The 22,800-nt window shown below is 71.8% G+C and carries 17 protein-coding genes and 1 pseudogene; 12 read left to right on the forward strand and 6 right to left on the reverse strand.

Going from position 1 to position 22,800, the window contains the following annotated elements; all coding sequences use genetic code 11:
- Positions 1-439 (forward strand): PPOX class F420-dependent oxidoreductase (locus ACW0Q9_RS00490; RefSeq protein WP_456177546.1); only part of this gene is annotated, 439 nt, incomplete at its 5' end.
- A gap of 137 nt (positions 440-576) precedes the next feature.
- Here ACW0Q9_RS00490 and ACW0Q9_RS00495 read toward each other — a convergent pair.
- Entirely contained in the window at positions 577-990 is a 414-nt protein-coding gene (locus tag ACW0Q9_RS00495; RefSeq protein WP_456177548.1) for a hypothetical protein, read from the reverse strand.
- Positions 991-1,087: 97 nt separating this feature from the next.
- Here ACW0Q9_RS00495 and ACW0Q9_RS00500 point away from each other — a divergent pair, with 97 nt between their 5' ends.
- Together ACW0Q9_RS00500 and ACW0Q9_RS00505 are read left to right on the forward strand one after the other, a co-directional pair.
- Positions 1,088-3,772: a helix-turn-helix transcriptional regulator gene (locus ACW0Q9_RS00500; RefSeq protein WP_456177550.1), complete on the forward strand. Its 2,685-nt coding sequence runs from the start codon at positions 1,088-1,090 to the stop codon at positions 3,770-3,772.
- A 230-nt stretch (positions 3,773-4,002) separates the two neighbouring features.
- The gene (locus ACW0Q9_RS00505) at positions 4,003-5,223 is read left to right on the forward strand and encodes a YbfB/YjiJ family MFS transporter (protein WP_456177552.1); all 1,221 of its coding nucleotides are present in this window, start codon (positions 4,003-4,005) and stop codon (positions 5,221-5,223) included.
- A gap of 87 nt (positions 5,224-5,310) precedes the next feature.
- Here ACW0Q9_RS00505 and ACW0Q9_RS00510 read toward each other — a convergent pair whose 3' ends face one another.
- A complete protein-coding gene (locus ACW0Q9_RS00510; RefSeq protein WP_456177554.1) occupies positions 5,311-6,297 on the reverse strand; it encodes a GlxA family transcriptional regulator in 987 nt (328 codons plus the stop codon).
- A gap of 244 nt (positions 6,298-6,541) precedes the next feature.
- The gene (locus ACW0Q9_RS00515; protein ID WP_456177556.1) at positions 6,542-6,916 is read right to left on the reverse strand and encodes a VOC family protein; all 375 of its coding nucleotides are present in this window, start codon (positions 6,914-6,916) and stop codon (positions 6,542-6,544) included.
- A 287-nt stretch (positions 6,917-7,203) separates the two neighbouring features.
- Here ACW0Q9_RS00515 and ACW0Q9_RS00520 point away from each other — a divergent pair, with 287 nt between their 5' ends.
- Both ACW0Q9_RS00520 and ACW0Q9_RS00525 read left to right on the forward strand, forming a co-directional pair.
- Positions 7,204-8,106 carry a helix-turn-helix domain-containing protein gene (locus ACW0Q9_RS00520; protein WP_456177558.1) on the forward strand — a complete coding sequence of 301 codons (903 nt, stop codon included), beginning with the start codon at positions 7,204-7,206 and terminating at the stop codon, positions 8,104-8,106.
- Between the two features lie 66 nt (positions 8,107-8,172).
- Positions 8,173-8,754, forward strand: coding sequence for a dihydrofolate reductase family protein (locus ACW0Q9_RS00525; protein WP_456177560.1), 582 nt, complete (start codon positions 8,173-8,175; stop codon positions 8,752-8,754).
- A gap of 168 nt (positions 8,755-8,922) precedes the next feature.
- Here the strand turns inward: ACW0Q9_RS00525 and ACW0Q9_RS00530 are convergent, their stop codons facing one another.
- Positions 8,923-9,870: a DMT family transporter gene (locus ACW0Q9_RS00530; RefSeq protein ID WP_456177562.1), complete on the reverse strand. Its 948-nt coding sequence runs from the start codon at positions 9,868-9,870 to the stop codon at positions 8,923-8,925.
- A gap of 87 nt (positions 9,871-9,957) precedes the next feature.
- On the opposite strand from ACW0Q9_RS00530, the gene ACW0Q9_RS00535 reads away from it, so the two are divergent.
- Both ACW0Q9_RS00535 and ACW0Q9_RS00540 read left to right on the forward strand, forming a co-directional pair.
- Positions 9,958-10,851: a LysR family transcriptional regulator gene (locus tag ACW0Q9_RS00535; RefSeq protein WP_456177564.1), complete on the forward strand. Its 894-nt coding sequence runs from the start codon at positions 9,958-9,960 to the stop codon at positions 10,849-10,851.
- Between the two features lie 207 nt (positions 10,852-11,058).
- A complete protein-coding gene (locus tag ACW0Q9_RS00540; RefSeq protein WP_456177566.1) occupies positions 11,059-12,018 on the forward strand; it encodes an SDR family NAD(P)-dependent oxidoreductase in 960 nt (319 codons plus the stop codon).
- Between the two features lie 220 nt (positions 12,019-12,238).
- On the opposite strand, the gene ACW0Q9_RS00545 is transcribed toward ACW0Q9_RS00540, so the two are convergent.
- Complete coding sequence (locus tag ACW0Q9_RS00545; RefSeq protein ID WP_456177567.1) at positions 12,239-14,227, reverse strand: beta-propeller domain-containing protein; 1,989 nt, start codon at positions 14,225-14,227, stop codon at positions 12,239-12,241.
- A gap of 259 nt (positions 14,228-14,486) precedes the next feature.
- On the opposite strand from ACW0Q9_RS00545, the gene ACW0Q9_RS00550 reads away from it, so the two are divergent.
- The 4 genes and pseudogenes from ACW0Q9_RS00550 (at position 14,487) to ACW0Q9_RS00565 (ending at position 20,612) form a co-directional block, all read left to right on the forward strand.
- Positions 14,487-17,759: a hypothetical protein gene (locus ACW0Q9_RS00550; RefSeq protein ID WP_456177569.1), complete on the forward strand. Its 3,273-nt coding sequence runs from the start codon at positions 14,487-14,489 to the stop codon at positions 17,757-17,759.
- A gap of 145 nt (positions 17,760-17,904) precedes the next feature.
- Positions 17,905-18,501 carry a DJ-1/PfpI family protein gene (locus tag ACW0Q9_RS00555; RefSeq protein WP_456177571.1) on the forward strand — a complete coding sequence of 199 codons (597 nt, stop codon included), beginning with the start codon at positions 17,905-17,907 and terminating at the stop codon, positions 18,499-18,501.
- Between the two features lie 270 nt (positions 18,502-18,771).
- Positions 18,772-20,027: pseudogene (locus ACW0Q9_RS00560) on the forward strand (KUP/HAK/KT family potassium transporter); the annotation flags it as partial.
- Between the two features lie 111 nt (positions 20,028-20,138).
- Positions 20,139-20,612, forward strand: coding sequence for a KUP/HAK/KT family potassium transporter (locus ACW0Q9_RS00565; RefSeq protein ID WP_456177703.1), 474 nt, complete (start codon positions 20,139-20,141; stop codon positions 20,610-20,612).
- A 15-nt stretch (positions 20,613-20,627) separates the two neighbouring features.
- Here ACW0Q9_RS00565 and ACW0Q9_RS00570 read toward each other — a convergent pair whose 3' ends face one another.
- Positions 20,628-21,158: a winged helix-turn-helix transcriptional regulator gene (locus tag ACW0Q9_RS00570; protein WP_456177573.1), complete on the reverse strand. Its 531-nt coding sequence runs from the start codon at positions 21,156-21,158 to the stop codon at positions 20,628-20,630.
- Positions 21,159-21,216: 58 nt separating this feature from the next.
- Between ACW0Q9_RS00570 and ACW0Q9_RS00575 the strand changes: the two genes are divergently transcribed.
- Positions 21,217-22,770, forward strand: a complete 1,554-nt coding sequence (locus ACW0Q9_RS00575) for an MFS transporter (protein ID WP_456177574.1) — start codon at positions 21,217-21,219, stop codon at positions 22,768-22,770.
- The last annotated feature ends 30 nt before the right edge of the window (positions 22,771-22,800 follow it).

Below are 22,800 nucleotides of genomic sequence, written 5' to 3' on the forward strand. Positions count from 1 at the left end.
TGTCGCGAGGAGGAGCACCATGTCGAAGCCGCCGCTGCCCGAACCTGCGGTCACCATGCTCCGGAAGCCGAACCCCGCCGTCATCGCCACGCTCCGACCCGATGGACAGCCGGTCTCCGCGGCCACCTGGTATCTGTGGGACGACGGCCGGATCATGGTGAACATGGACGAGGGCCGCCGCCGGCTGAGCCATCTCCGCAACGACCCCCGGGTCACCCTGACCGTGTTGGACGAGCAAGCCTGGTACACGCACGTCACGATCCTCGGTCGCGTCGTGGAACTCCGCGACGACGAGGACCTGGCGGACATCGACCGGCTCGCCCAGCACTACACCGGAAGGGCATATCCACGGCGCGATCGCCGACGGGTCAGCGCCTTGATCGAGATCGACCGCTGGCACGGGTGGGGTGCGCTGAAGGACAACAACCAGACCGGCTGAGCAGAGCTTCAGCTGAAGCGACCGGGGCGAAGGTGTCTCATGAGGTCACTGAACGGTACGCCGACCGGATCGGCCGGCGAGCCGGATCCCCGGGTGCCCGCTCCGGCCCGGAAGGGGCACCCGGGGATCCGCGCGGATCAGGAGGCGGTCCGGCGCAGGCCGGTGATCTGGAGGGCGGTGAATCCGGCGACCACCACCGCCTGTGCGATCACGAGCGCGACGCCGAGGGTGGTCAACGGGAACCAGCCGGCGACGAGCAACTCGACGCTCGCGGCGACCCAGGCGATGTTGGCGGCGATCACGACTCCCACGGCGGGTCGGCTCACCGTCGGCCTCGACGCGAGGAAGAGCAGGGCGGCCGCGAATGCGACCAGGAAGGCGCCTACGGGGTAGAGAAGACCGGCGGGAAGGCCGAATAGCCGGCCGAAGATCGCCGCGGCGGCGAGGTAGACGACGCCGTTGGCGCCTGAGCCGATCGCGTCCTGCTTGAGGGCGAAGCGGAGCAGCTTGGCGTCGTCGGCGGTCCGGACGGTGCTGGCGATGGTGGCCATCTCGAAGTCCCTTCGTGGTGCTGACGTGCGTCTGATCACGAAGCTACGGAGCTGGCGGCCATGCCGAATCCGTCATCGTGACGGTAGGTTGCCAGTCGTGCTGCACGGGCGGGCCGAGGAACAGGCGGAGATCGACCAGTTGGTGGACGGCGCCCGGCAAGGTCGCAGCAGCGCCCTGGTTCTGCGGGGTCCGGCGGGGATCGGCAAGTCGGCGCTGCTGGACTACGCCGCGCTGCGGGCGACCGGCATGCGGGTGGTGCGCGGTGTCGGCATCGAGTCCGAGGCGGCGTTGCCGTTCGCCGCACTGCACCTGCTCCTGCGGACCGGGCTCGACCGGATCCACGCGCTGCCCGACGCGCAGGCGAGGGCGCTCGGCGCCGCCCTGGGGCTGCGCGACGCGCCACCGGAGAGCCGGTTCCTGGTGGGCCTGGCCACCCTCAGCCTCCTGTCCGAGCTTGCCGGGGACGGCGGGCTGCTCTGCCTCGTGGACGACGCGCAATGGTGCGACGAGGCGTCCGTCGACGCCCTGGTGTTCGCGGCGCGCCGGCTCGGGGCCGAGGGCGTCGCCATGATCTTCGCCGCCCGTCCGGACCTCCCGGTCACCGGCCTTCCCGAACACCGTCTCGCCGGGCTCGACGACACGGCGGCCGCCGCCCTGCTCCCCGCCGATCTTCCGCCGCAGGTCCGGGAGCGCCTCGTCCAGGAGTCGGCCGGCAACCCGCTGGCGCTCATCGAGCTGCCGGCCGCGCTGACTCCCGAACAGCGGACCGGGCGGTTGTCGCCGGTGGGGGCGATGCCGGTGGTGGAGCGGATCCAGGAGGCCTTCCTCGCGCAGATGGCCACGCTGCCCGAGGCCGCGCGCACCGCGCTCCTGGTCGCGGCGGCGGACGGCTCCGGCGAACTCGCGACGCTGGTCGCCGCCGGCGCGCCGCTCGACGGTCTGGAAGCCGCCGAGCGGAGCCGGCTGATCGGGATCAACGGGACGGCGGTCGGTTTCCGTCATCCCCTCATCCGGGCGGCCGCGTACCAGAGCGCGTCCGTGCGCCGACGCCTCGCCGTACACCGGGCGCTCGCCGACGCGCTGCGCAGCTCGACCTCGCCCGACGCCGCAGACCGGCGCATCTGGCACCTGGCCGCCGCCGCGCTCGGTCCCGATGAGGACGTCGCGCGGCAGCTGGAGGAGGCGGCGGGCCGGGCCCGTACCCGGGGCGGCCACGCCGCGGTGGCGGCCGCCTACCAGCGGGCCGCCGAGCTCACCGTCGATCCGGTACGCCGATCCGCCCGGCTGGCCGCGGCGGCGCTGGCCGCGAGCGACGCCGGTCTGACCGACCGCGCCGCCGCCCTCGCCGGAAGCGCCACGCCCGACGTGGACGACCCGGCGATGATCGTGGCGTTGACCCAGGTCCGCGCCCACCGCGAGGTCGAGCTGGGCACCCCGCTGGCCGCCGGTCGGATCATCCTCGACGCCGCCCCCCGGGTGGCGGCGCGCGACCCCGAGCAGGCGACCTGGCTGCTGGTGGAGGCGGTCCGCTGCGCCTGGTTCGCCGGCGACGCGCCGCTGGCCGGACAGGCGGCGACGGCGCTCCACGAGCTGCCGGCGACCGGTTCGCCGCTGGTCGGCCAGGCGGTCGGGCTGGCCCGGCTGCTGGCCGGCGACCTCGCGGGTGGGTTGCCGCTCACCGGCGGCGCGCTGGACCCGTCCGGGCTCGCCGGGCTGGGCGTCCCGGGGCTGACGTTCACCGCCGGCGCCGCCCTCGCAGAGGGCCGCGCGGCCCTCTGCGAGGAACTCACCGGGCGGGTCGTGGCGGACTGCCGGAGGAGCGGGATGATCGGCTGGCTGCCGTTCGCCCTGCAGGACCAGGGGTTCGCGCAGGGGCTACAGGGCCGTTACGGGGAGGCGAGGGCGACCCTCGACGCGGGGCTGCGGCTGGCGACCGACCTGGGTCACGAGCACCGGGTCATCCACCTCACCTGCTGCCTCGCCTGGGTGCTCGCTCATCAGGACGACGTGGCGGGGTGCCGCGCGAGGGCCAAGGACGGCGTCCGGCGGGCCGACGACCGCAAGCTGGTCCTCGCGGCGACCCTCGGACGCTGGGCGCTCGGCCGGCTCGAACTCGGCCTCGGGAACGCGGACGCCGCTCTGGAGCAGTTGGAACGGATCCCGCCGACCGGGTTCGGGGCGCTCGCCGCCGCCGATCTCGTCGAGGCGGCGGTCCGCAGTGGCCGGCCGGAACGGGCCGACGAGCCGTTGGAGCGCTACCTGACCTGGGCGCGGCACGTCCGTCAACCGGCCTGGGACGCGGTCGCCCTGCGCTGCCGGGCCCTGGTGGACCAGGACGAGGCGCACTTCGTTGCCGCCGTCCGCGCCCACGAGGACGACGACCAGCCGTACGAGCAGGCGAGGACGCGACTCGCCTACGGCGAGTGGCTGCGACGGGCCCGGAGGCGGGCGGATGCGCGCACGCAGCTCCGCGCCGCGCTGGAGGTCTTCGACCGGCTGGGCGCGGAGTCGTGGGCCCGGCGGGCCCGCACCGAGCTGCGCGCGACGGGGGACGTCCCGGCCGCGCCGCGCCGGGCCGGTGACCCGCTCAGCGTGCTCACCGCGCAGGAACGCGAGGTCGTGCGGCTGGCGGCCGCCGGTGCCTCCAACCGCGACATCGCCGCCCAACTCTTCCTCAGCCCACGGACCGTGGGCTACCACCTCTACAAGGCGTTCCCCAAGCTGGGCATCACGTCGCGGGCTCAGCTGCCGACGCTGGCCGGGGTCGCGGCCGCCGAGTGACGACGGCCGCCCGCGGGGGCGCCAATCGCCCGTGGTGCCCGCCGAAGCGTTCCGGGCACGATTCGCGGACGTGACGACGCGGAGGAGATAGGCCGGTAGGCGACATCCGGGACACAGTTCCCGATGTCCCGATCCGAGGGCGGCCTGTCCATCCGCACGGCCATCATCACCGGACCGGCCCCGGTTCCACCCGTCAGCGGGCCGACGAGCCCGCCGACGAAGGAGGAACGATGTCCCCGAATCCACGCCGGCGCGAAATGGTGCTCGCGCTCGGCCTGGCCGCCGGCCCGGTCGTCGCGCTCGGCTTCACCCGCTTCGCGTACGCCCTGCTGCTGCCCGCCATGCGCGGCGACCTGCACTGGACGTACGCCCAGGCCGGTGGCCTGAACACCGCGAACGCCGCCGGTTACGTGATCGGCGCCGGGACGGCGGTCCTCTGGGCCCGCCGGCTCGGCGACCGGGCCGCCTTCGCGGGCGCCCTCGCCGTCAGCGCGCTCGCCCTGCTGCTCACCGCGACCACGGCGGGCTATCCGGTGTTGGGCCTGCTGCGGTTCGTCGGCGGGCTGAGCACGGCGGTCTCCTTCGTGCTCGGCTCGGCGCTCGCCGCCCGGGTCGCCGCCGGTGGTGGACAGCGCCGGGCGGCGCTGCTGGTCGCCGTCTACATGGCCGGGGTGGGCATCGGCGTGGTGCTCTCCGGACTGCTGGTGCCGGCGGCGCTCGCGGTCGCCGGGGACGCCGGCTGGCGGGCGGGCTGGCTGCTGCTCGGTGTGGTCGCGGTGCTCGCCGTCGGGCCGGCCCTGCTCGCCGCCCGGCGGGTGCCGCCGGTGTCCGGCACGACCAGCGCCCGCCTCGCCCGGGCGGACCTGGCCCGGCTCGGCCCGGCGTTCGCCTGGTACGTCCTCTTCGGTGCCGGCTACGTCAGCTACATGACCTTCGTCATCGCGCTCCTGCGTGACCAGGGCCTCGGCACACCGGGGATCGCCACCTTCTTCGTGGTGCTCGGTCTCGCCTCCGCGGTGGCCACGTTGACCGTGTGGGGACGGGTGATCGGGCGGCTGCCCGGCGGCCGGGCACCCGCGCTGGTCTCGGTGCTGGTCCTGGTCGGCGTGCTGCCGGTGCTCCTGCTGCCGGCAGGGCTACCCGCCGCACTGCTGTCGGCGGCGGTGTTCGGCAGCTCGTTCATGGCCGGCCCGACCGCGGCCACCGTGCTCGCCCGTCGAGCCCTGCCCGCCGGCGGCTTGACCGCCGGCATCGCCCTGCTCACCGTGGCCTTCTCGGTCGGTCAGGCGGTCGGCCCGCTGATCTCGGGCGCGCTGTCGGACTCCGGTGGCGTCGCCGTGGGGCTCTGGCTCTCGGTCGTGCTCCTCGCCGCCGCCGGCCTGGTGGCCCTGCGCCAGCGGGACACCGTCCCGGCCGAGGCCGCGGAACCGGTCCCCGCCCTCAGTCGCTGACCGGCCACCGGCCCGCGTCGATCCGGGGTCGTCGTCCGGCCGACCGACGTCGACCACGACACTCCCCGGACCGGCGGTCGGGGCCGGTCAGCGGCCGAGGTCGATGCCGGTGGTGCGGAAGCGGGAGCGGTAGGCGCCGGCGGTGATGCCGAGCTCGCGGAGGAAGGCGCGGCGCATCGTCTCCGGGGAGCCGAAGCCGGCCCGGCGGGCCACCACGTCGAGGGTGTCGTCGCCGCGCTCCAGCAGGTCCTGTGCGGCCTCCACCCGGACCCGGTCCAGGTACACCGCCGGTGTGATGCCCAGCTCGGTGCGGAACAACCGGCTCAGGTGTCGCCCGCTCACCCCGGCCAGTGCCGCCAGGCCGGCCAGGTCGTACGGGCGGGCCGGGTCGGCGGCCACCGTGTCCAGCACCCGGCGAAGCAGGTCGTTGCGGGTGCTCGCCGTGTTGATCCGGACGCTGAACTGGGACTGCCCGCCCGGGCGCTGCATGAAGACCACCAGGTGCCGGGCCACCGCGCGGGCCGTCTCCGGGCCGAGATCCGCCTCGACCAGCGCAAGCGTCAGGTCGATGCCGGCGGTGATCCCGGCCGAGGTGATGATCCTGCCGTCCACGATGAAGATCGGGTCCGGGTCGACGGTGACCGCCGGGAACTGGGCGGCGAGTTGATCGGCCAGGTCCCAGTGCGTGGTCACCCGGCGGCCGTCGAGCAGGCCGGCGGCGGCCAGCGGGAACGCCCCGGCGCAGACCGAGGCGGTCCGGGCGGACCCCACGGCGAGCCGGCGGATCTGGTCCAGCAGTGCCGCGTCCTCCGCGGCGGCCTGCCAGTCCGGCGCGCCCGGCACGACCAGCGTGCCCACCGGGGCGGTCACCTCGGCCAGCGCCAGGTCGGCCCCGAGCCGGACGCCGGCGCTGCTCACCACGTCGCGCCCGTCCGGCGAGGCGAGCAACGGCCGGTACGCGCCGCCGTGCTCGTTGGCCACCGTGAGCACCTCCACCGGCCCCGTGACGTCGAGCAGCCGCACCCCGTCGTAGATGACGAAGAGCACGGTTTCACTGCGCTCCGGGTCCCGCACGGGTCGAGGGTAGCCAGCCGGGCCGGGGCGCGCGGAGGGTTCCCAAGGCACCGCTGCGCGGCGCAGCCGGGCCGGCCACGGGTGGCGGGAGGGACGGCCCCGCTGCCCGCGGCGGCCCTCAAGCTCCTCGCCCCCGGCGGGCCGCTGCTGGCCCTCTGCAGCCCCAACGGTGACATCCACCCGCGCGCCGGTGGATGCCTGGTCGGGCACCGCTTCACGGGTGCCCGACCAGGCCGTTTCTCGGTTACAAGTACGGGCGGGTGATCAGTTCGATCGCATGACCGGCCGGGTCCTTGAAGTACACCCCTCGGCCGCCGTGCTCGTTGTTGATCTCACCGGGCCGTCGCATCTGCGGATCGGCCCAGTGCTCGATGCCGCGATCACACAGCTGCCGATACGCCCGGTCGAACAGTTCGTCGTCGATCAGGAATGCGTAATGCTGCATCTGGATCTCCACCGGGGGCTCGGCGAACTGAAGCAGCACCCCATCGCTGAGCTGAATGTTGGTGAACGGACCCCAGGACGGTGCTTCCGGAAGTTCCAACAGCTCTCGGAAAAACCGGGCTGACTCGTTGCGATCCTTCGCGGCGATGATGGTGTGGTTGAACGTTACTGTCATTCGGCTGACCTCGCTGTTGCTCGACACGAAGAACGGACTCGCAGTGCCCGAGCGCTGGGAGGTCCACGTGCCGAACTGAGGTGCTCTCTCCGCACCCACCGTGCGATCAGCCCTCCACCGGGTGGCCAATCCGTGTGTGGCGTAGCGCCGGTCCGGTGTTCACGTCGGGCGACCCTACTTGATCTCGCTGACTGCGACAACAGCACAGGGTCGGCTGCCCGGGTGGCTCGTCACGCAGCCCTGGCCAGGTATGCGGTCCACTGCCGAGTCGGTGACTCGGGAGCGAAATGAGGCTCTTCACCATGCAAAGTGTCTTCGGTGACGCTGATGGCGTCTGCGATGCTGTGCGCGTGGAGTACGTGTCCAGAGTGCCGCGACCGCCGCTGGACGGGCTGATCGACGACGTTTACTACCTGGAGGGTGCGCCGCCGTACGCCCGGCTGACGCTGCCGCCCGCGCCGTCGGCGCTGCTCATCGTCAACCTCGGGGCGCCGTTCCGCATCCGCGCCGGCACCGACATCGAGGCGGCCGAGTACGCCGACGGTTGCGTGGTCGCGATGCCCACCCGCGCATACGAGTTCGGCTACCCACTCCGGACCCGGTCAGTCGGCGTACACGTCAAGCCGTGGGGGCTGGCGCCGTTCCTGCCGATGCCCGCGGCCGAGTTGCGCGACCGGCCGGTGACGATTGAGCAGGTTTGGGGCCGGACCGCCATTGCTGAGCTGCGAGACCGGCTGGCCACGGCGCCCGGACCGCACGAGATGCTGACGCTGCTCGAGGAGGAGCTGATGCGACGGCTGCGCGAGACCGCCGGCTTGGGCCTGGTCCGCCACACGAGCAGCGTCATCGCGGCGACCAGCGGAGCGGTGGCGATCGGCGACCTGAGCGTGGCGGCCGGTGTCAGCAGCACACATCTGGCACAGCGGTTCAAGGAGCTCATCGGCGTCACGCCGAAGCGACTGGCCCGCACCTACCGCTTCACCGCCACCGTGTTCGCGATCGACCCCGCCGGGCCGATCGACTGGGGCGACCTCGCCGGTGGCGCAGGCTACTTCGACCAGGCCCACTTCGGCCACGAGTTCCGGGCGTTCACCGGGCTCACGCCGACCCGGTACGTCGAAGTCCGGCGGCAGTTCCTGCGCGAGCATCCCGGCCACGTGCTGGACGGCTGGCCGCTGCCGGCCGATTGATTTCTTACAAGAGCGACAGCTCACGACACGCCAGTATGGGGGCATCCCAAAGCAGAGGAGCGCCCCATGGGCAAAGTAGTCATGTACAGCTCGGTGTCGGTGGACGGCTTCGTCGCGGACGAGAATGATCAGCCCGGACCGCTGTTCGACTGGTTGTCCAGCGGTGACGTGCCGTTGGACGAGAGCGGCGAGTTGAGGGTGTCGCAGACGTCCTACGACTACACCCGGCCGTACTGGGACCAGATCGGGGCGACAGTCGTCGGCCGCCACGTCTTCGACCTGACGGACGGCTGGGACGGGAAGCCTCCGGGCGGGGTCGACCACGTGGTCGTCGTGACGCACCGGCCGGAGCCCGAGGGCTGGGACCCCGGGGCGCCGTTTCACTTCGTCGACGGCGTCGAGGCAGCCGTGGCCAAGGCGCAGGAGCTTGCGGGTGACCGCATAGTCGAGGTCGCCGCCGGCGAGGTCGGTGGCCAGGTACTTGCCGCAGGCCTGGTCGACGAGGTGCGCATGGACGTCGTACCTGTCGTGTTCGGGTCCGGCAAGCGCTACTTCGGGTCGGTCCACGCGCAGCACCTGTTGGAGGATCCTGACGTGGTGATTCAGGGCAACCGGGTGCTCCACCTGCGCTATCGAGTGCGCCGTTGACCGATCTGAGCAGGTACGCGAAGAAGTCCACTGCGAACGGTGACACAAGTTGTGACGGTGTCCCAGGGCTTCCTGCACACCCGCGGCGTCGGCACCCGCGACGGCCTGATCGCGAGCCTGAGCATCAGCTGAGTCCCTGCTGGCCGCCGCGGGACCTCCAGGCAATATCTACGAGCTGACCGGTCGCGGACGGGTGAGCATCGGGTCGTCGGCGTGGGTTTCCGCCAATGCCGACGGCCGGTGCCGGCGGGTCAAGGCGACTCCGACGAGCACGACCAACATCCCGACGGCGATCCGGAAGCTGAAGTCCTCGTCGAGCACGATGACGCCCAGCACCACCGAGACCACCGGCAGCAGGTAGCCGACGGTCGCCGTGTTGGTGGCACCCTCGGCGGCGATGTTCCGCAAGGTGAGGTGGAAGCTGCCTGCGGTGGATACGACGCCCAGGATCACGACGGCAACCAGCGTCTTCGGGCCGATGTCGATCGAGGCCAGCCCGCCGGCCGGCAGGGTCAGCGTCGTCAGGGCGGTCGCCGCGATGAGCTGCGCCGCGGACAGCGAGATGGTCGGAATCCCCGTACCGACCAGGAAGTGACCCATGAAGGCGAAGCCGACGGCGTAGCTCGCCGCCGCGACGACGACGGCGAGGGCGCCCCAGCCGCCCGACGCCGTCGCCTGCCATGGGGCGAAGATCAGCACGACTCCGGCGAACCCGAGCAGGAGTCCACCCAGCCGGGCCGGCCGGAGCCCACGCTCGGATCCGATGATGGCGCCGATCAGCAGCGACCACAGCGGGGTCGTCGCGTTCAGCACGCCGGCCAGCCCTGAGTCGATGGTTCGCTGCCCGATGCTGAACATGGCGAACGGCAGGGCGTTGCAGAAGAAGGCGGCCACGACGACGCGACCCCAGATCGCCCGGTTCGGCGGCAGCCGTCGACCTGAGGCCAGGCAGGCGACCAGCAGGGTGACCGACCCGAGCACGCACCGGCTGAGGGTGACCTGCACCGGCGTCAGCGCGTCCAGAGCGAGTTCGATCCAGAGAAAGGTCGATCCCCACAACAGCGCGAGCACGCCCACCCGGATCCACGCCCATGTCCTGCCCGCAGCACCGTTCACCCCGACCTCCTTGATCACCATGAACAGTGCCGCAGCCCATCAGAAACGAAAAGCAAAAGATTCTGCATGACCGTTAAGCTCTGCTACATGCTTGACGTGAGACGCATGCAGGTGCTTCGGGCGGTGGTCACCAGCGGATCGGTGACCGCCGCGGCCGCGCACCTCGGCTACACCCCGTCCGCCGTCAGCCAGCAGGTGGCGGTGCTGGAGAAGGAGGCCGGGATCGCGCTGCTCGAACGGGTCGGCCGAGGTGTCCGGCCCACGGCGGCGGGCCTACTGCTCACCAGGCACGCGGCTGTCATCAGCCAGCACGTCGCCGAGGCGGAGACCGCCCTGGCGGACCTGCGCGCCGGGCGTACCGGCAGGCTGACCATCCGCTATTTCGCCTCGGTCGGCCCGCGCCTGGTGGCACCCGCCCTCGCCCGAATCCGCCGCGAGCACCCAGGCGTGGCGATCGACCCCAAACTCAACGATCAAGATGATCCGTTGCCGGAGGTGGAACAGGGCAACGCCGACCTGGCCATCGTGGTCCGCCGGCCGAACGACGACAGCCGCCAGGGCATCCGCCTGGTGCACCTGCTCGACGACGCCTACCAGGCCGTACTTCCCACGGGCCACCCACTCGCCGCGCAACGGGTGATCGACCTGGCCGACCTCGCCGGCGAACCTTGGGTCGGCAGTGAACCCCCCGGCCCCTGCTTGGAACCCATCATCGACGCCTGCGCCGCAGCGGGCTTCAGCCCGAACATCGTGGCGAAGTCGGAGGACTACGCCACGGCGCAGGGATTCGTCGCGGCTGGCCTCGGCGTCACTCTCATCCCCCGACTGGGACTGGGCAACCGCCATCCTGGCGTCGCCATCCGCCGGGTCCGTCGCCCGGAGCCGATCAGGACGATCTACGCCGCGGTCCGGGAGATCTCGCTGACGCAGCCCGCACTGGGCGCGCTGATCGACGCCCTCACGGACGCCACGAAGGAGTAGCACGCGGGCCGAGCGCGGGACCTCGCCCGGTCCGCATCCACGGAGCGGCAGCATTCCGCAGGACGGCCGTCCCTGCGGTTCGGGCATCGCATGGACGCGACCTTCGGTCATCCGAACCGCAGACGCACAGTTCGATGCGCACCGGGAGTGATTGTCACGCCCGTGGGTAGATGGTGGGGCCCGTTCTGCCGCACTGCGGGAGGTGTGATGGCCAGGCGTCGAACGTTCCGCGACGCGGTGGTGCTGATCACTGGGGCGTCCAGCGGAATCGGCCGCGCGACTGCGTTGGCCTTCGCCGCCGAAGGGGCCAGGTTGGTACTCGCCTCGCGCAGCCAAGAAGCGCTCGCGGAGGTGGAACACGACTGCCGAGCACGAGGCGGGCAGGTGCTGGTTGTGCCGACCGACATCACGGATCCGGCTGACGTGGAGCGGTTGGCCCGGCTGGCGGTGGAACGGTTCGGGCGGATAGACGTCTGGGTCGAGGCGGTGGCCGTCGGCATTGCCGGACCGCTGGGCTCTGAATCGGTGGACGAGATTCGTCGGCTGGTGGACACCAACGTTTTCGGCACCGTGCTGTCCGCCCGCACCGCCCTGGCTACATTCCGGGCGCAGGGCAACGGGACCCTCGTGCTCCTCGGGTCATTGCTGTCGGTGCTCCCCAACCCGCTGGTCCCGCTCTACTCCATGACCAAATTCGCCATCAGAGGGCTGGCACTCAACCTCCAGCAGGAGGTCGCCCGTCACCCTGGGATACGAGTCTGCCTCGTGATGCCCGGGCCGGTCGACACGCCGTTCTTCGAGCGGGCCGCCAACCACTCGGGCCGCCAACTACGAGCGATCCCGCCGGCATACGCACCTGAGCGTCTCGCCGCCACCATCCTCGCCTGCGCCCGGCGACCGCGCAGACAGGTGACAACCGGGATGGTCTCGCACCTGGCGCTGCTCGCCCACCGGATCGCACCGCGTGCCACCGAGTCGCTGGTCGCCCGGTGGAGCGCCACCTTCTTGACCAAGCCGGGTGCAGCCGCGCCCGGGTCAGGGTCGCTGTTCGGTCCACCACCAGCCGGGGCGGTGCACGGCGGATATCGCCGCATCCCGGTCCGCCGCCGGCTCGGCGAGTGGCTGGGCGTCGCGCAAGCACGCAGGAATCGACCGACCCCAGGCTGACCGCCAGGCATGACAACCCAGGACAGGCGGTGAAGGCTTCCACCACGTGGTCGTCCGTCCCGAGTACCAAGCGCTCAACGCCGGCTTCCTCGCCTGCGCGGGCTGAGCCCCTCGCCGGTCAGGTTCGGATCAAGGTGGTGTCCGATGGGCCGAGTGGCGGCCATCGGCGGCCAATCCCGGTCAAGGTGACGCAGCCACGGAATGACGTCGCGGAGCGGCGTCACGCCGTACGCAGCCAGCCGAGGGTCTTCATGGTGGCGAGACTGGTCGCCTTGAGGCCGGCGTCGGACACGGTCCAGAGCACGCCATCGACCACCAGTGACCGCCGGATCATGACCATTTCCCCGGGACGTCCGCCGCCAAGCGTGTGGTCGACGGTGCCGACCTCGGTGAACCCGCCGTCGCCGACCCGCAGGGCCAGCGCCACGTTGCTCGGCAGGTCCGGCTTGCTCACGGCGCCCGTGCCAGGGACGGTCAGGGGAACCACGACCAGGCGTTCGGCCGGCCAGTACAGGAAGGCGTGCGGGTCGAACTCCGCCTCGGAGTGCCCCTGCCGGACGTGGTACTGCGCGATCCGCTTCGGCTCGGTCGGATCGGCGACGTCGAAGAGCGAGAGCTGGGTGCCCTGGACCCGCCCTTGGTCGGACGCTTCCTGCCCGACGCCGAGCAGGCGGCCTTCGCCGACCGGGTGCAGGTACGCGGAATACCCGTTGATCTTCAGTTCTCCGCTCACCGTGGGCGCGGTCGGATCACGCAGGTCGACGGTGTAGAGCGGGTCGGTCTGCCGGAAGGTGACGATGTATCCGGTTCCGCCGACGAACCGGACGGCGTGGATCCGTTCCCTTTTGCCCAGTCCGGTGACCTTGCCCACCTGAGCCAGGGTCGTGCCGTCGGCGCGCAGGACGTACACGCTGGACGTCGAGTCCGGCCGGTCGCCCCAGGTACGGCCACGGGTGGTGGCGACCCGCAGATGCCCGTCCCACTCCGACATGGCGTACTGGTTGATCAGCCAGCCCGGAACGGTGGCGGCGGCGACGTACCGCGGGGTGCCCGCTCCCGCAGTGTCGAACTGGTAGATCTCGGTGGTCTCGTCCTTGGGATCGGGTGCGACGTTGCGAGCGGTCAGCATGGGCAGCACCCGCCAGCGCTGGTCGTTGGCGACGTACAGCCGGTCTCCGGTGCTGTAGACGGTGTCGCCGTCGGCGATCACGGTGACCGGGTCGCCGGTGCCGAGCATGGCCGCCCCGAGGTCGAAGCTGAGCACGGTCACCAGCGAGGTGCCGGAGTAGGTGGCCGGCCGGTTCACCCGTTCGCAGCCGACCCGTCCGCTACTGGCTCGCCCACCGGCGGTGACCTCGTACCGGGGCAGCCAGTCGTCGGCGGTGGCCCGCTCGATGATCTCGCGGTTGGCGGCGGTGCGCTGCGCGTCGGAGGCCCGCTCCCGGTACGGGAAGGTGAGCCGGGGCGCGGAGCGGACTACGACCCGGGCCGTCGTGCCGACCTGACGGGCGTCCACCAGACTGCCGTCGATCCGGTACTCCCCGATGATTTTCGGTGCCCCGGAGAGGTCAACCATGATCAGGCGGGGACCGACGATGTCTTCCCTGGTCGGATCGGCTGCCGCGGGCCGTCCCTCCGGCACGGCGGGTTTCGTGATCGCGGCCCACCCCTGGCGGAGCAGCACCAGCGCCCGGTCGCCGTGCAGGAGGAGGCTGCCGTCTGCCCAGCCGGACCCGTCGGCACCGGGCGCCAGCTTCAACTCCCCGGTCAGCCGCCGGGTGACCGGGTCGATCACGTGCAGCGTGCCCTGGGTGACGGTGACGATCCGCTTGCCGTCGGTCTTGACCAGGTCCGGTTCGTCGACCCCAGCCTCGTGCGTGTTCGTGCCCGAGTAGCCGGGGGTTCCGGACGCGTCGGCGCCGGGCGCCGCGTCCGCCGGCTTCGCCGCGGGCACTCCGGCCTGTTCCGCCCGGCCGAAGGTACGGATGTCCCCGCCCGGCCCGAACCCCCAGGGCCCGACGTACGCCTTGGCAGCTGTCTTGAGCTGCCGCATCGCCTCCCCGCAGGAGTCGAACGCGACGAGCCGGAACCCGCCGGCCGGCACTCCCCCGTCCCGCCGTGGCGTGGGAACCGCCTCCGCCGTACACCCGCTGATCAGCGACAGGCTGGCGACCAGGACCAGCCCCATGACCCGGGAAACGCCGGTCATTCGATGCCCTAGGGGGACGCTGCTGCCTGTCATGCCCCTAGGACGTGTCTGCCGTAGGCCGGGTTCCCGGGCCGAGGCATCTGGCTGAGGCCGTTGCGGCTGACCTGACCTACGAGCCGCAACACCACGCGGTCGCGGGCAGGTCCGGACATCGACCCACACCGCGGTCGCTGCGGCGGCATGCTCGCCTCCCGGCAGTCAGCCCGAAGCCGCCGAGCGAAGCGATGAGGGATCTCGTCCCGGTGCAGTCGCGGGGACAATGAACGCCGTGCTCGCCGCCACCCGCGCCCTCCTGACCTCCCTCGATCCGCTGCCGTACCCCAAGCGGATGACCCGCCTCGCGGAATGGGCGCGCACGGCGCCCGACCGTGCCCAGGTCTGCGCCGACCTGCGCCAGCACGGTCCCTACGAGCGGCATCTCGCCCTGGTCGCCGCGATGGTGACCCAGGACGCCGACGGCATCGCCGGCGCGGCGCGCGACCCGCAGCCGTCGATCAGAGCCGCCGCGTTCACCGCGGCGCTGCGGGCCGGCATCCCTACCGGTAACCTTGCCGATCGCCCGGCGACGGATCGGCGGCGGGTCTATCGGGCCCTGCGCCGCCGGTGTGCGCCGGCTGTCGCCGACGCGCTGATCATCGAGGTTCGCGCCCAGTTCGGCGACGAGGAGGCCGCCGCGCTGCTGCCAGCCTGCGGCGCCGACACGGTACGGGCGTTGCTGCCCGACCTGGAGCACGCGCTCAACCTTGAGCGGCTGGTCCGGTGGCACCCCGGCCCGTTGCTGGACCGGGTCGGCGAGCGGCTGGCCGCGGCCACGCCCGAGCTGCGTGCGAGGGTCTGGAGCGGTGCCGCCGGTGCGGTGCTGCGGTGTGACGCGGCTCAGGCGCTCGACCTGCTCGAACGGTACGCACCCGAGGAGTCGCTGCCCGGTCCGCTGGTCGCGTACGGGATGCTTGCGGCACACGACGCGGGTCGCGTCGCCCGCCTGCTCACCACGCCGGGCCGAGCGGCCTGGCTGACGCGGACCGTGCTGCCGCCGGCCCTGCTGCGCCGCCTCGCGGTGCTGCCCACCGACGAGCTGGCGCCGCTCGCCAACCGGTTCCGTGAGCACAGCAGGGCGCTGGCGGCGCTGCTCGACGCCGTTGCGCCGAGCCGACGTGGCGAGCTGTACGACCGGGCGTTGGCCGAGGCCGACACGGCCGTACTGCTTCCTGCTGCCGAGGTCATGGAGGTGCTGCCGGCCGCGGTCCGGATCCGCGAGGCGACCCGGGTGCTGAGCCTGGCGAGGATCCGTGAGCGGGAAACCGAGGTGCGGTCCTGGAGTGCGTACCTGGCCTGGCCGGACGCGTCCGTGGCGCTGGAGGTAGCGTTACGCTCGGGCGACGCCGACGAGCGGGCGCACGGCTACGCGCTGCTGGTGGAGGCCGCCCGCCGCTCGCGCGACCCGCAGGTGGTGGCCGAGGTGATCGTCCGGCTCGGCCGGTTGCGCAACGAGCAGGATCCGGTGCGCGCCGCGGCGCTCACCGCGTTGGCGAAGGTGGCGCCGCTGCTCACCGCGGGCACGGCGGCCGGGCTCACTCAGCTGACCACCGATGCGGTTGACGCCCGCGACGCCTCCGCCTCCACCACGACGGCGCTGAGTACCCTCGCCGTCGACGTCCTGCAACACCATGTCGCCGTGCCGGAGTTGCGCGAGTGGGCCCTGCTCACGATCGACCTGGTGAGCAGCGGCGCGAGCGTGCCGGTCCTGCGCCGCTTCGACACGGTCCTGCGCAGCGGGCAGGAGACGATGGTCTTCGAGCGGTTGCGCGGCTGGGTCGAGGCCGGCATCGCCCGCGGCCGGTACGGTCCGCTGTTCGCGCTCACCCACGCCCTCGGCAAGCGGGCCTGGCGGCTGCCACAGCTGCAGGACCTGCTGGGCAGGGCGATCGGCCCGCACACGTTGCCGTCGGTGGCCCGGACGGCGATCGCACTGTGGCTCGACGACCCGCGTACCCGCTCGGAGCGAGTCGCCACGGTGCTCGAGACCGAACCGACGGCGGTGACGATCCACGAGGTGTGGGCGACGATCTGCACGTCCCGCACGGACCTGCTCGACCGGGCGCTGGAGCGCCGCCCGCGCGGCCGGTTCGTGGAAGCGGGAACGCGGTGGGTGCCCGCATGGGCGTTGCACGTCGAGCGCTGGCTGCCCCGCCAGCAGGCCCGCTTCGTGGCCCTGCAGGACCTGATCGTCGTCGACACGGGGCAGGGGGTGTGGCGGCGCGCGGCGGCGATCCGGGCCGCGGCCGGCGCCGGCGGCCCCGGCCGCGAACTGGTGTTGCGCCACCTTGACGCCCCCGAGGTGGCGATCGCCGAGGCGGCGCTGGGCGCGCTGGTCTGGACCGACCGGCCGGACGAGGCACTGCCGGTGCTGCTCCGGTACGCCGACGGCGACCGGGCGCGGGTCGCGCTGTACGCGGCCGGCCGGGCTGCCCGGCACGTCCCGCCGTCCCGCCTGGCTGATGTGTTCGGCGAGGTGATGACCGGCCCTGCGAAGATCACCAGCCGGAAGGAGGCGGCCCGGCTGCTGGCACGCTACGGGCAGCCGGGGGTGATGGCGACGCTGCTCGACGCGTACACGACTCCGGACGCGCACCGCGACGTGCGCGCGGCGATCGTCTCCGCCGCCCGGCAGCGCCTGCAGGCCGAGGCGAGCTGGACCATCCTGCGGACCGCGGTCGACGGCAGCCGGGAGGAGCGGCGCGCGGTCCTGAGCGCCTACCCGTACACGATCCCGGAACGGCACCGCCCGCGCTACGGCGCGCTCATCGTCGAGGCATGTCGCGCCGCCGACCGGGAGGTCCGGCGCGCCGCGTTCAGCCAGCTCGGGGACTGGTCACCGTGGCTGACGGGGATCGCCGAGTTGGTCGTGGACCGGCTCATCGACCTCGGCGAGACGATCGTGCACATCGAGGTCGCCAACCTGCTGAAGGCCGGCGGCGACGCGGTACTCGGCGACGCGCTGACCCGGCTTGTGGACCGCGATGCGGCCGACGACCATCCTGGCGGCCCGGCGGCGGACCGCCCGGCACGGCGCCGCATCGAACTCCTCGCACGCGGCGCGGTCGTCCGTTCCAGGAGCCGGCCGGACAGTGCGGACCGGACCGCGCTGGTCGAATCGGCGCGGTGGCTCGCCAATCAGCCCGCCTTCGCGGGCACCGCCACGGGGCTGCTGGTCGACCTCGGCCGGCTGGACAATCTGGACGAGGTCGCCGGACTGTGTGCGGGCCGGCCCGTCCTCGCCATCCGCACCGCGGAACGCGTCGGCACCCGCCTGCGAGGCCTGCGCGAGTGGCCCGACCCGGCGATCCTCACCGGCACCGTCGCGCGACTGGCGGGGCGTGGGGATCTCGCCGGCGGGCTGTTCGCGGTGGAGCTGGTTCGGCACGGGGCCGGCTTCGGTTGGAAGGCCCCGTGGCGGGAGCAGCTGATCGGGTTACGCCGGCACCCGGACGCCGACGTGCGCGAGGAGGCGTACGCCGTCGACATGAGCTGACCGCCGCCGCTCACGGTGTGGAGTTCGAGACGCGGAGCGCTGGTGGGCATGCCGCGCGCCGCCGATTGGCACTCGGCCCGGAGCGGTGCGCCAGGGAGAGTGGGAACCTGACGCCGTACTCAGGGGAGTTGTGATGCAGGTAGCCGTGGTCACCTTCGACGGGTTCAACGAGCTCGACAGCTTCATCGCTTCCGCGCTGATCAACCGCTGTCGTAAGGACGGCCTGGAAGCCTTCATCACGACACCGACGCCTATGGTCACGTCGATGAACGGCGTCGAGGTGACCGGGCAGCGCCCGATCGAGTTCGTGGCCGACGCCGACGTCGTGCTGATCGGTAGCGGAGTGAAGGCGCGCGACGTGGTCGCCGACGACCGGCTGATCTCCAGGCTGCTGCTCGACCCCTCGCGACAGCTGATCGGTGCGCAGTGCTCCGGCGCGCTGGTCCTCGCCCGGCTCGGGTTGCTGGATGGCATGCCGGCCTGCACGGACTTGACGAGCCGGCCCTTTGTCGAAGCCCGTGGCGTTGCCGTGTTGGACGCGCCGTTCCACGCCGAGGGAAACATCGCTACGGCGGGCGGCTGCCTGGCGTCCCAGTATCTCGCCGCGTGGGTGATCACCCGGATGGTCGGGGAGGACGCCGCGCGCGGCGTCATCGACTACGTGGCTCCGGTCGGCGAAAATCAGGAGACTGTCGAGCGCGCCATGCGCGCCGTCCACGTGGGCGAGATCGCCCTGCGCTGACACCCGCGATCATCCTTTCGTGGACGCCTGTGGTCATGGAGGGACGCTTGAGCGAATCGAGGGCGGGCATCGTCTGAGTAAGCGGAAGCCTGGCCGCCGTGCCATCGCGAGGATGGGTTGACCCATGTTCGAAGTCCGGGACACGCGCGGCGTACCCGTTGGTATGCCTATGGGGTGACCGAGCGCGCAGACAACGAGCAGCCCGAGGCGAGCGGCGAGGCGGGTCGCCCGGCGGCGGGCCTGGGTCTGCTGCTGGGCGCGTTGGGGGTGGTGTACGGCGACATCGGCACGAGCCCGCTGTACGCGCTGAAGACAGTCTTCACCCTCGACCGCAACCTGACACCGGACGCTCCCGACGTCTTCGGCGTCATCTCGTGGGTCTTCTGGTCGATCATCCTGATCGTGTCGGTCAAGTACGTCATCTTCATCCTGCGGGCCGACAACGAGGGCGAGGGCGGGGTGATGGCCCTGGCCGCCCTCGCCCGGAGGGCACTGCTCAAAGTGAGTGAACGGCGCGCCGCCAGCGTGCTGGCGCTCGGGGCGCTCGGCGCCGCGCTGTTCTACGGCGACAGTGTGATCACCCCGGCGATCTCGGTGTTGTCGGCGGTGGAGGGGCTGGAGGTCATCTCCCCACGGTGGGAGGTGGTGGTTCTGCCGGCGTCGGCGGTGATCCTCACTCTGCTGTTCGCCATCCAGCGCTGGGGCACCGGACGGGTCGGGACCGTGTTCGGACCGATCATGCTGCTCTGGTTCACCTGCCTGGGCGTCGCCGGCGCGGCCGAGGTGATACGTCACCCGGGCGTCGTGGCCGGGCTGTCACCGACGTACGCGGCCCTGTTCGTCGTCGACCACCCGATGATCGCGTTCATCGCGATGGGCGCGGTCGTGCTGTCGATCACCGGCGCCGAAGCGCTCTATGCCGACATGGGGCACTTCGGCCGCGCCCCGATCCGCCGGGCCTGGTTCGCGGTCGTCTTCCCCGCGCTGACCCTCAACTACCTCGGCCAGGGCGCATTGATCCTCCGGGTGCTGGAGGGCCGGGATAATCCGTTCTTCCTGCTGCTACCTGGTTGGGCGCAGCTGCCGATGGTCGTCGTGGCCACCGTGGCCACCGTGATCGCGTCCCAGTCGGTGATCTCAGGAGCGTTCTCGGTGTCCCGGGAGGCCATGCGGCTGGGCTTCCTGCCGCATCTGCGCATCCGGCAGACCTCCCGCAGCCAGTACGGACAGATCTACGCCCCCGGTGTGAACTGGGGCCTGTTCGTGGCAGTCCTGGTGGTGGTGTTCGCGTTCGGCTCGTCCACGAACCTCGCCGCCGCCTACGGGGTGGCGGTCACCGGCACCTTCCTGATCACCACCACCCTGTTCCTGGTCGTCGCACGAGCGCGCTGGCGCTGGCCCACCTGGCGGCTGGTGTTGTTCGGGGTCGTCTTCGGCAGCATCGAGTTGACCTTCTTACGGCGAACCTGGCCAAGGTCACCCACGGCGGTTGGCTGACGCTGCTGATCGCGATCTTCCTGTTCACGGTCCTGCTGACCTGGCGCCGCGGAGCCGAGCTGGTCACCGCCCGGCGGATCGAACGGGAAGGACTGCTCCCCGAGTTCATCGACTCCCTGCACGCCACGAACATCCCCTGGGTGCCGGGCACCGCGGTGTTCCCCCATCCGAACAAGGAGACCACTCCCCTGGCACTGCGCGCGAACGTCGCGCACTACCACGTCCGGCACGAAAGAATTGTGATCATCACGGGTCGCACCGGCAACGTCCCCCACATCCCCTGGCACAAGCGCCTCACCATCGACGACCTTGGCGACCCGAACGACGGCATCATCCACATCGACGCCCTCTTCGGCTTTCAGGACCCCACCGACTTCCCCGAGGTGCTGCGCCGCGCCGCCACCCACCCCGTCGCCAGAGGGATCGACCTCGACCCTGACCAGGTCTCCTACTTCGTCTCGAAGATCACGCTGCGCTGCACCCGTCAGCCCGGCCTGGCCATCTGGCGCAAGCGCCTGTTCATCGCCCTCGCCCACAACGCCGCCAGCCACGCCGAGTTCCTTCACCTGCCCGAGGAACGCACCATCGTCCTCAGCGCCGAAGTCGCAGTCTGAACCGCGCCGGTCCACTCATGGGAGGTCTGTGCCGTTTCCGTCCGTGACAAGCCGGGCGGCGGTGTCGGGTAGCGCCACCTCGTGCCCCTCTGCGCACTTCACCACGACGCCGAGCGGACTCCCGCAGCCGGCATGCACGAGTTCGACGCCGCCGTCCCGACCGAGCCGCTCCCCCCACTGCAGCAGAGCGACGAGCACGGGAAAGAGCTCTCGGCCCAGTCCGGTGAGGACGTACTCGTACCTGGTCCGCTTGCCCGGCTCCTGGTAGGGCCGTCGCTGCAGCAGACCGTCAGCGACCAGTTGCTTGAGCCGCTTGGCGGCCACCGCCTCCGTCAGGCCGGTACGCCGGGCCAGGTCGTCGAAGCGCCGGCCGCCGTAGTAGATCTCGCGCATCAGGATCATCGCCGACCGGGTGCCGATCAGCTCCAGCGCGTGCTCGATGCGGCACCAGCCCTCCGCCTGCCACGCGTCGCGATCGGCGAAGCGGCCGGTCAAGGCGATGACGGCGTCGGTGTCGGGCCCGACCGGCCCGGCTGGCGAAGTCATGGCTACCACACCTCTCTGGCTAGGCGTTTGCATAGCCAGGGGTGTTACCGTGCTGGCTATGGTTTCCACTAGCCAGCCTAACACCGGTGCAGAACCGCGCCCGGCGCCCACGGCCGAGGCACGGCGGCGCTGGTTCGCCCTCTTCGTCGTCTGCCTGGGCGTGATGATGACCTTCGTCAACGTGTCGTCGACCATCTCGGCGCTGCCGCCGATCCAGGACGACCTGCACATGTCCGCCAGCACGCTGGTGTGGGTGAGCAGTGCCTTCAGCCTCGCCGTGGTGAGCCTGGTCCTCTCCGCCGGCACGCTGAGCGACCTGCTCGGGCGGCGCCGGGTCTTCTGCTACGGCGTGGTTCTCTTCACGCTCGGCAGCGCGCTCGCCTTCGCCGCGCCGAACGCGGGTGTGCTCATCGCGGCCCAGGCCGTGATGGGCGTCGGCGCCGCGGCCGTGTTGCCGTCGAGCCTGTCGATCGTGAGTCACGCCTTCACCGACCACCACGAGCGGACCGGCGCCATCAGTATCTGGGCCAGCTGCGCAGGTCTCGGCCTGGCGATCGGGCCGCTGGCGGCGGGCGCGCTCCTCGATCAGACCTCCTGGCACGCGGTCTACCTCACCAACCTCGTCGTCGGGGTGCTCGCCCTCGTGCTCGCGCCGCTGTTCGTGGCAGAGAGCAGGCACCCGACCCGACGACTCGATCCCGCCGGCGTGCTGCTGGGCACCATCGCGATCGCCGCGGCGACCTACGCCATCATCCAAGGGGGCGCCAGCGGCTACGGCCAGCCCCCGATCATCGTGGCTTACGTGGTCTTCGGCGTCTCGCTGGTGGCCTTCGTCCGGCTCGAACTCCGCCACCACGACCCCATGCTGGACCTGCGGCTGTTCAAGAGCGCCTCGTTCGCGACCGTGATGGCCGTCAGCGCCGTCACCATGTTCGGCTTCGTCGGCATCTCCCTGCTCACCGTCCTCTACCTGGAACGGATCGCCCACGCGAGCGCCCTGGAGACCGGAGTGAAGCTGCTCCCCATGTTCGTCCCCTACATCGTCGTCAGCGCACTCGCCGGACGCCTGGCCCGCCGGATCGGCATCGCCTCCGTGCTCGCCGTGGGGCTCGTCCTCATGGGCGCCGGGGCTCTCGCGCTGCTGATGGTCGGCCCGTCCAGCGGGTACGGGGCGATGTGGCCGGGGCTGCTCGCCGCAGGCGTCGGCTCGGCGCTGCTGGTGGCGCCGTCGACCGCCGCCGCCGTCAACAGCGTGCCACCGCTGCAGGCCGGCATGGCTGCCGGCTCGGTCAACATGTTCCGCCAGCTGGGCAGCGTGCTCGGCCCGAGCATCCTCGGCACCCTCGCGACGACCCACTTCCCGACGTACCTGCGTGAGCGGCTGGCGACGGCCGGAGTGCCGTCCGACACGGCCGGGGCGGTCGCCGCGGGAGCCACGCACGCCGGCAGCACGGGTCAGCTCCCGGCCCCCCTGGCCCACACGCTCTCCCTGGCCGCGCCGCGTGCCTTCACCGACGCCCTTCACCTCGGCTGGCTCGTCGGCGGCGTCGTCCTGCTCGTCATGGTGATCCCGACGGTGCTGTTCGTCCGGCGCCCCGCGACGACTTCCTGATCCACCACGGGGCCGGCCCGGTGTGAGTCT

The organism is Micromonospora sp. I033 (assembly GCF_053890995.1).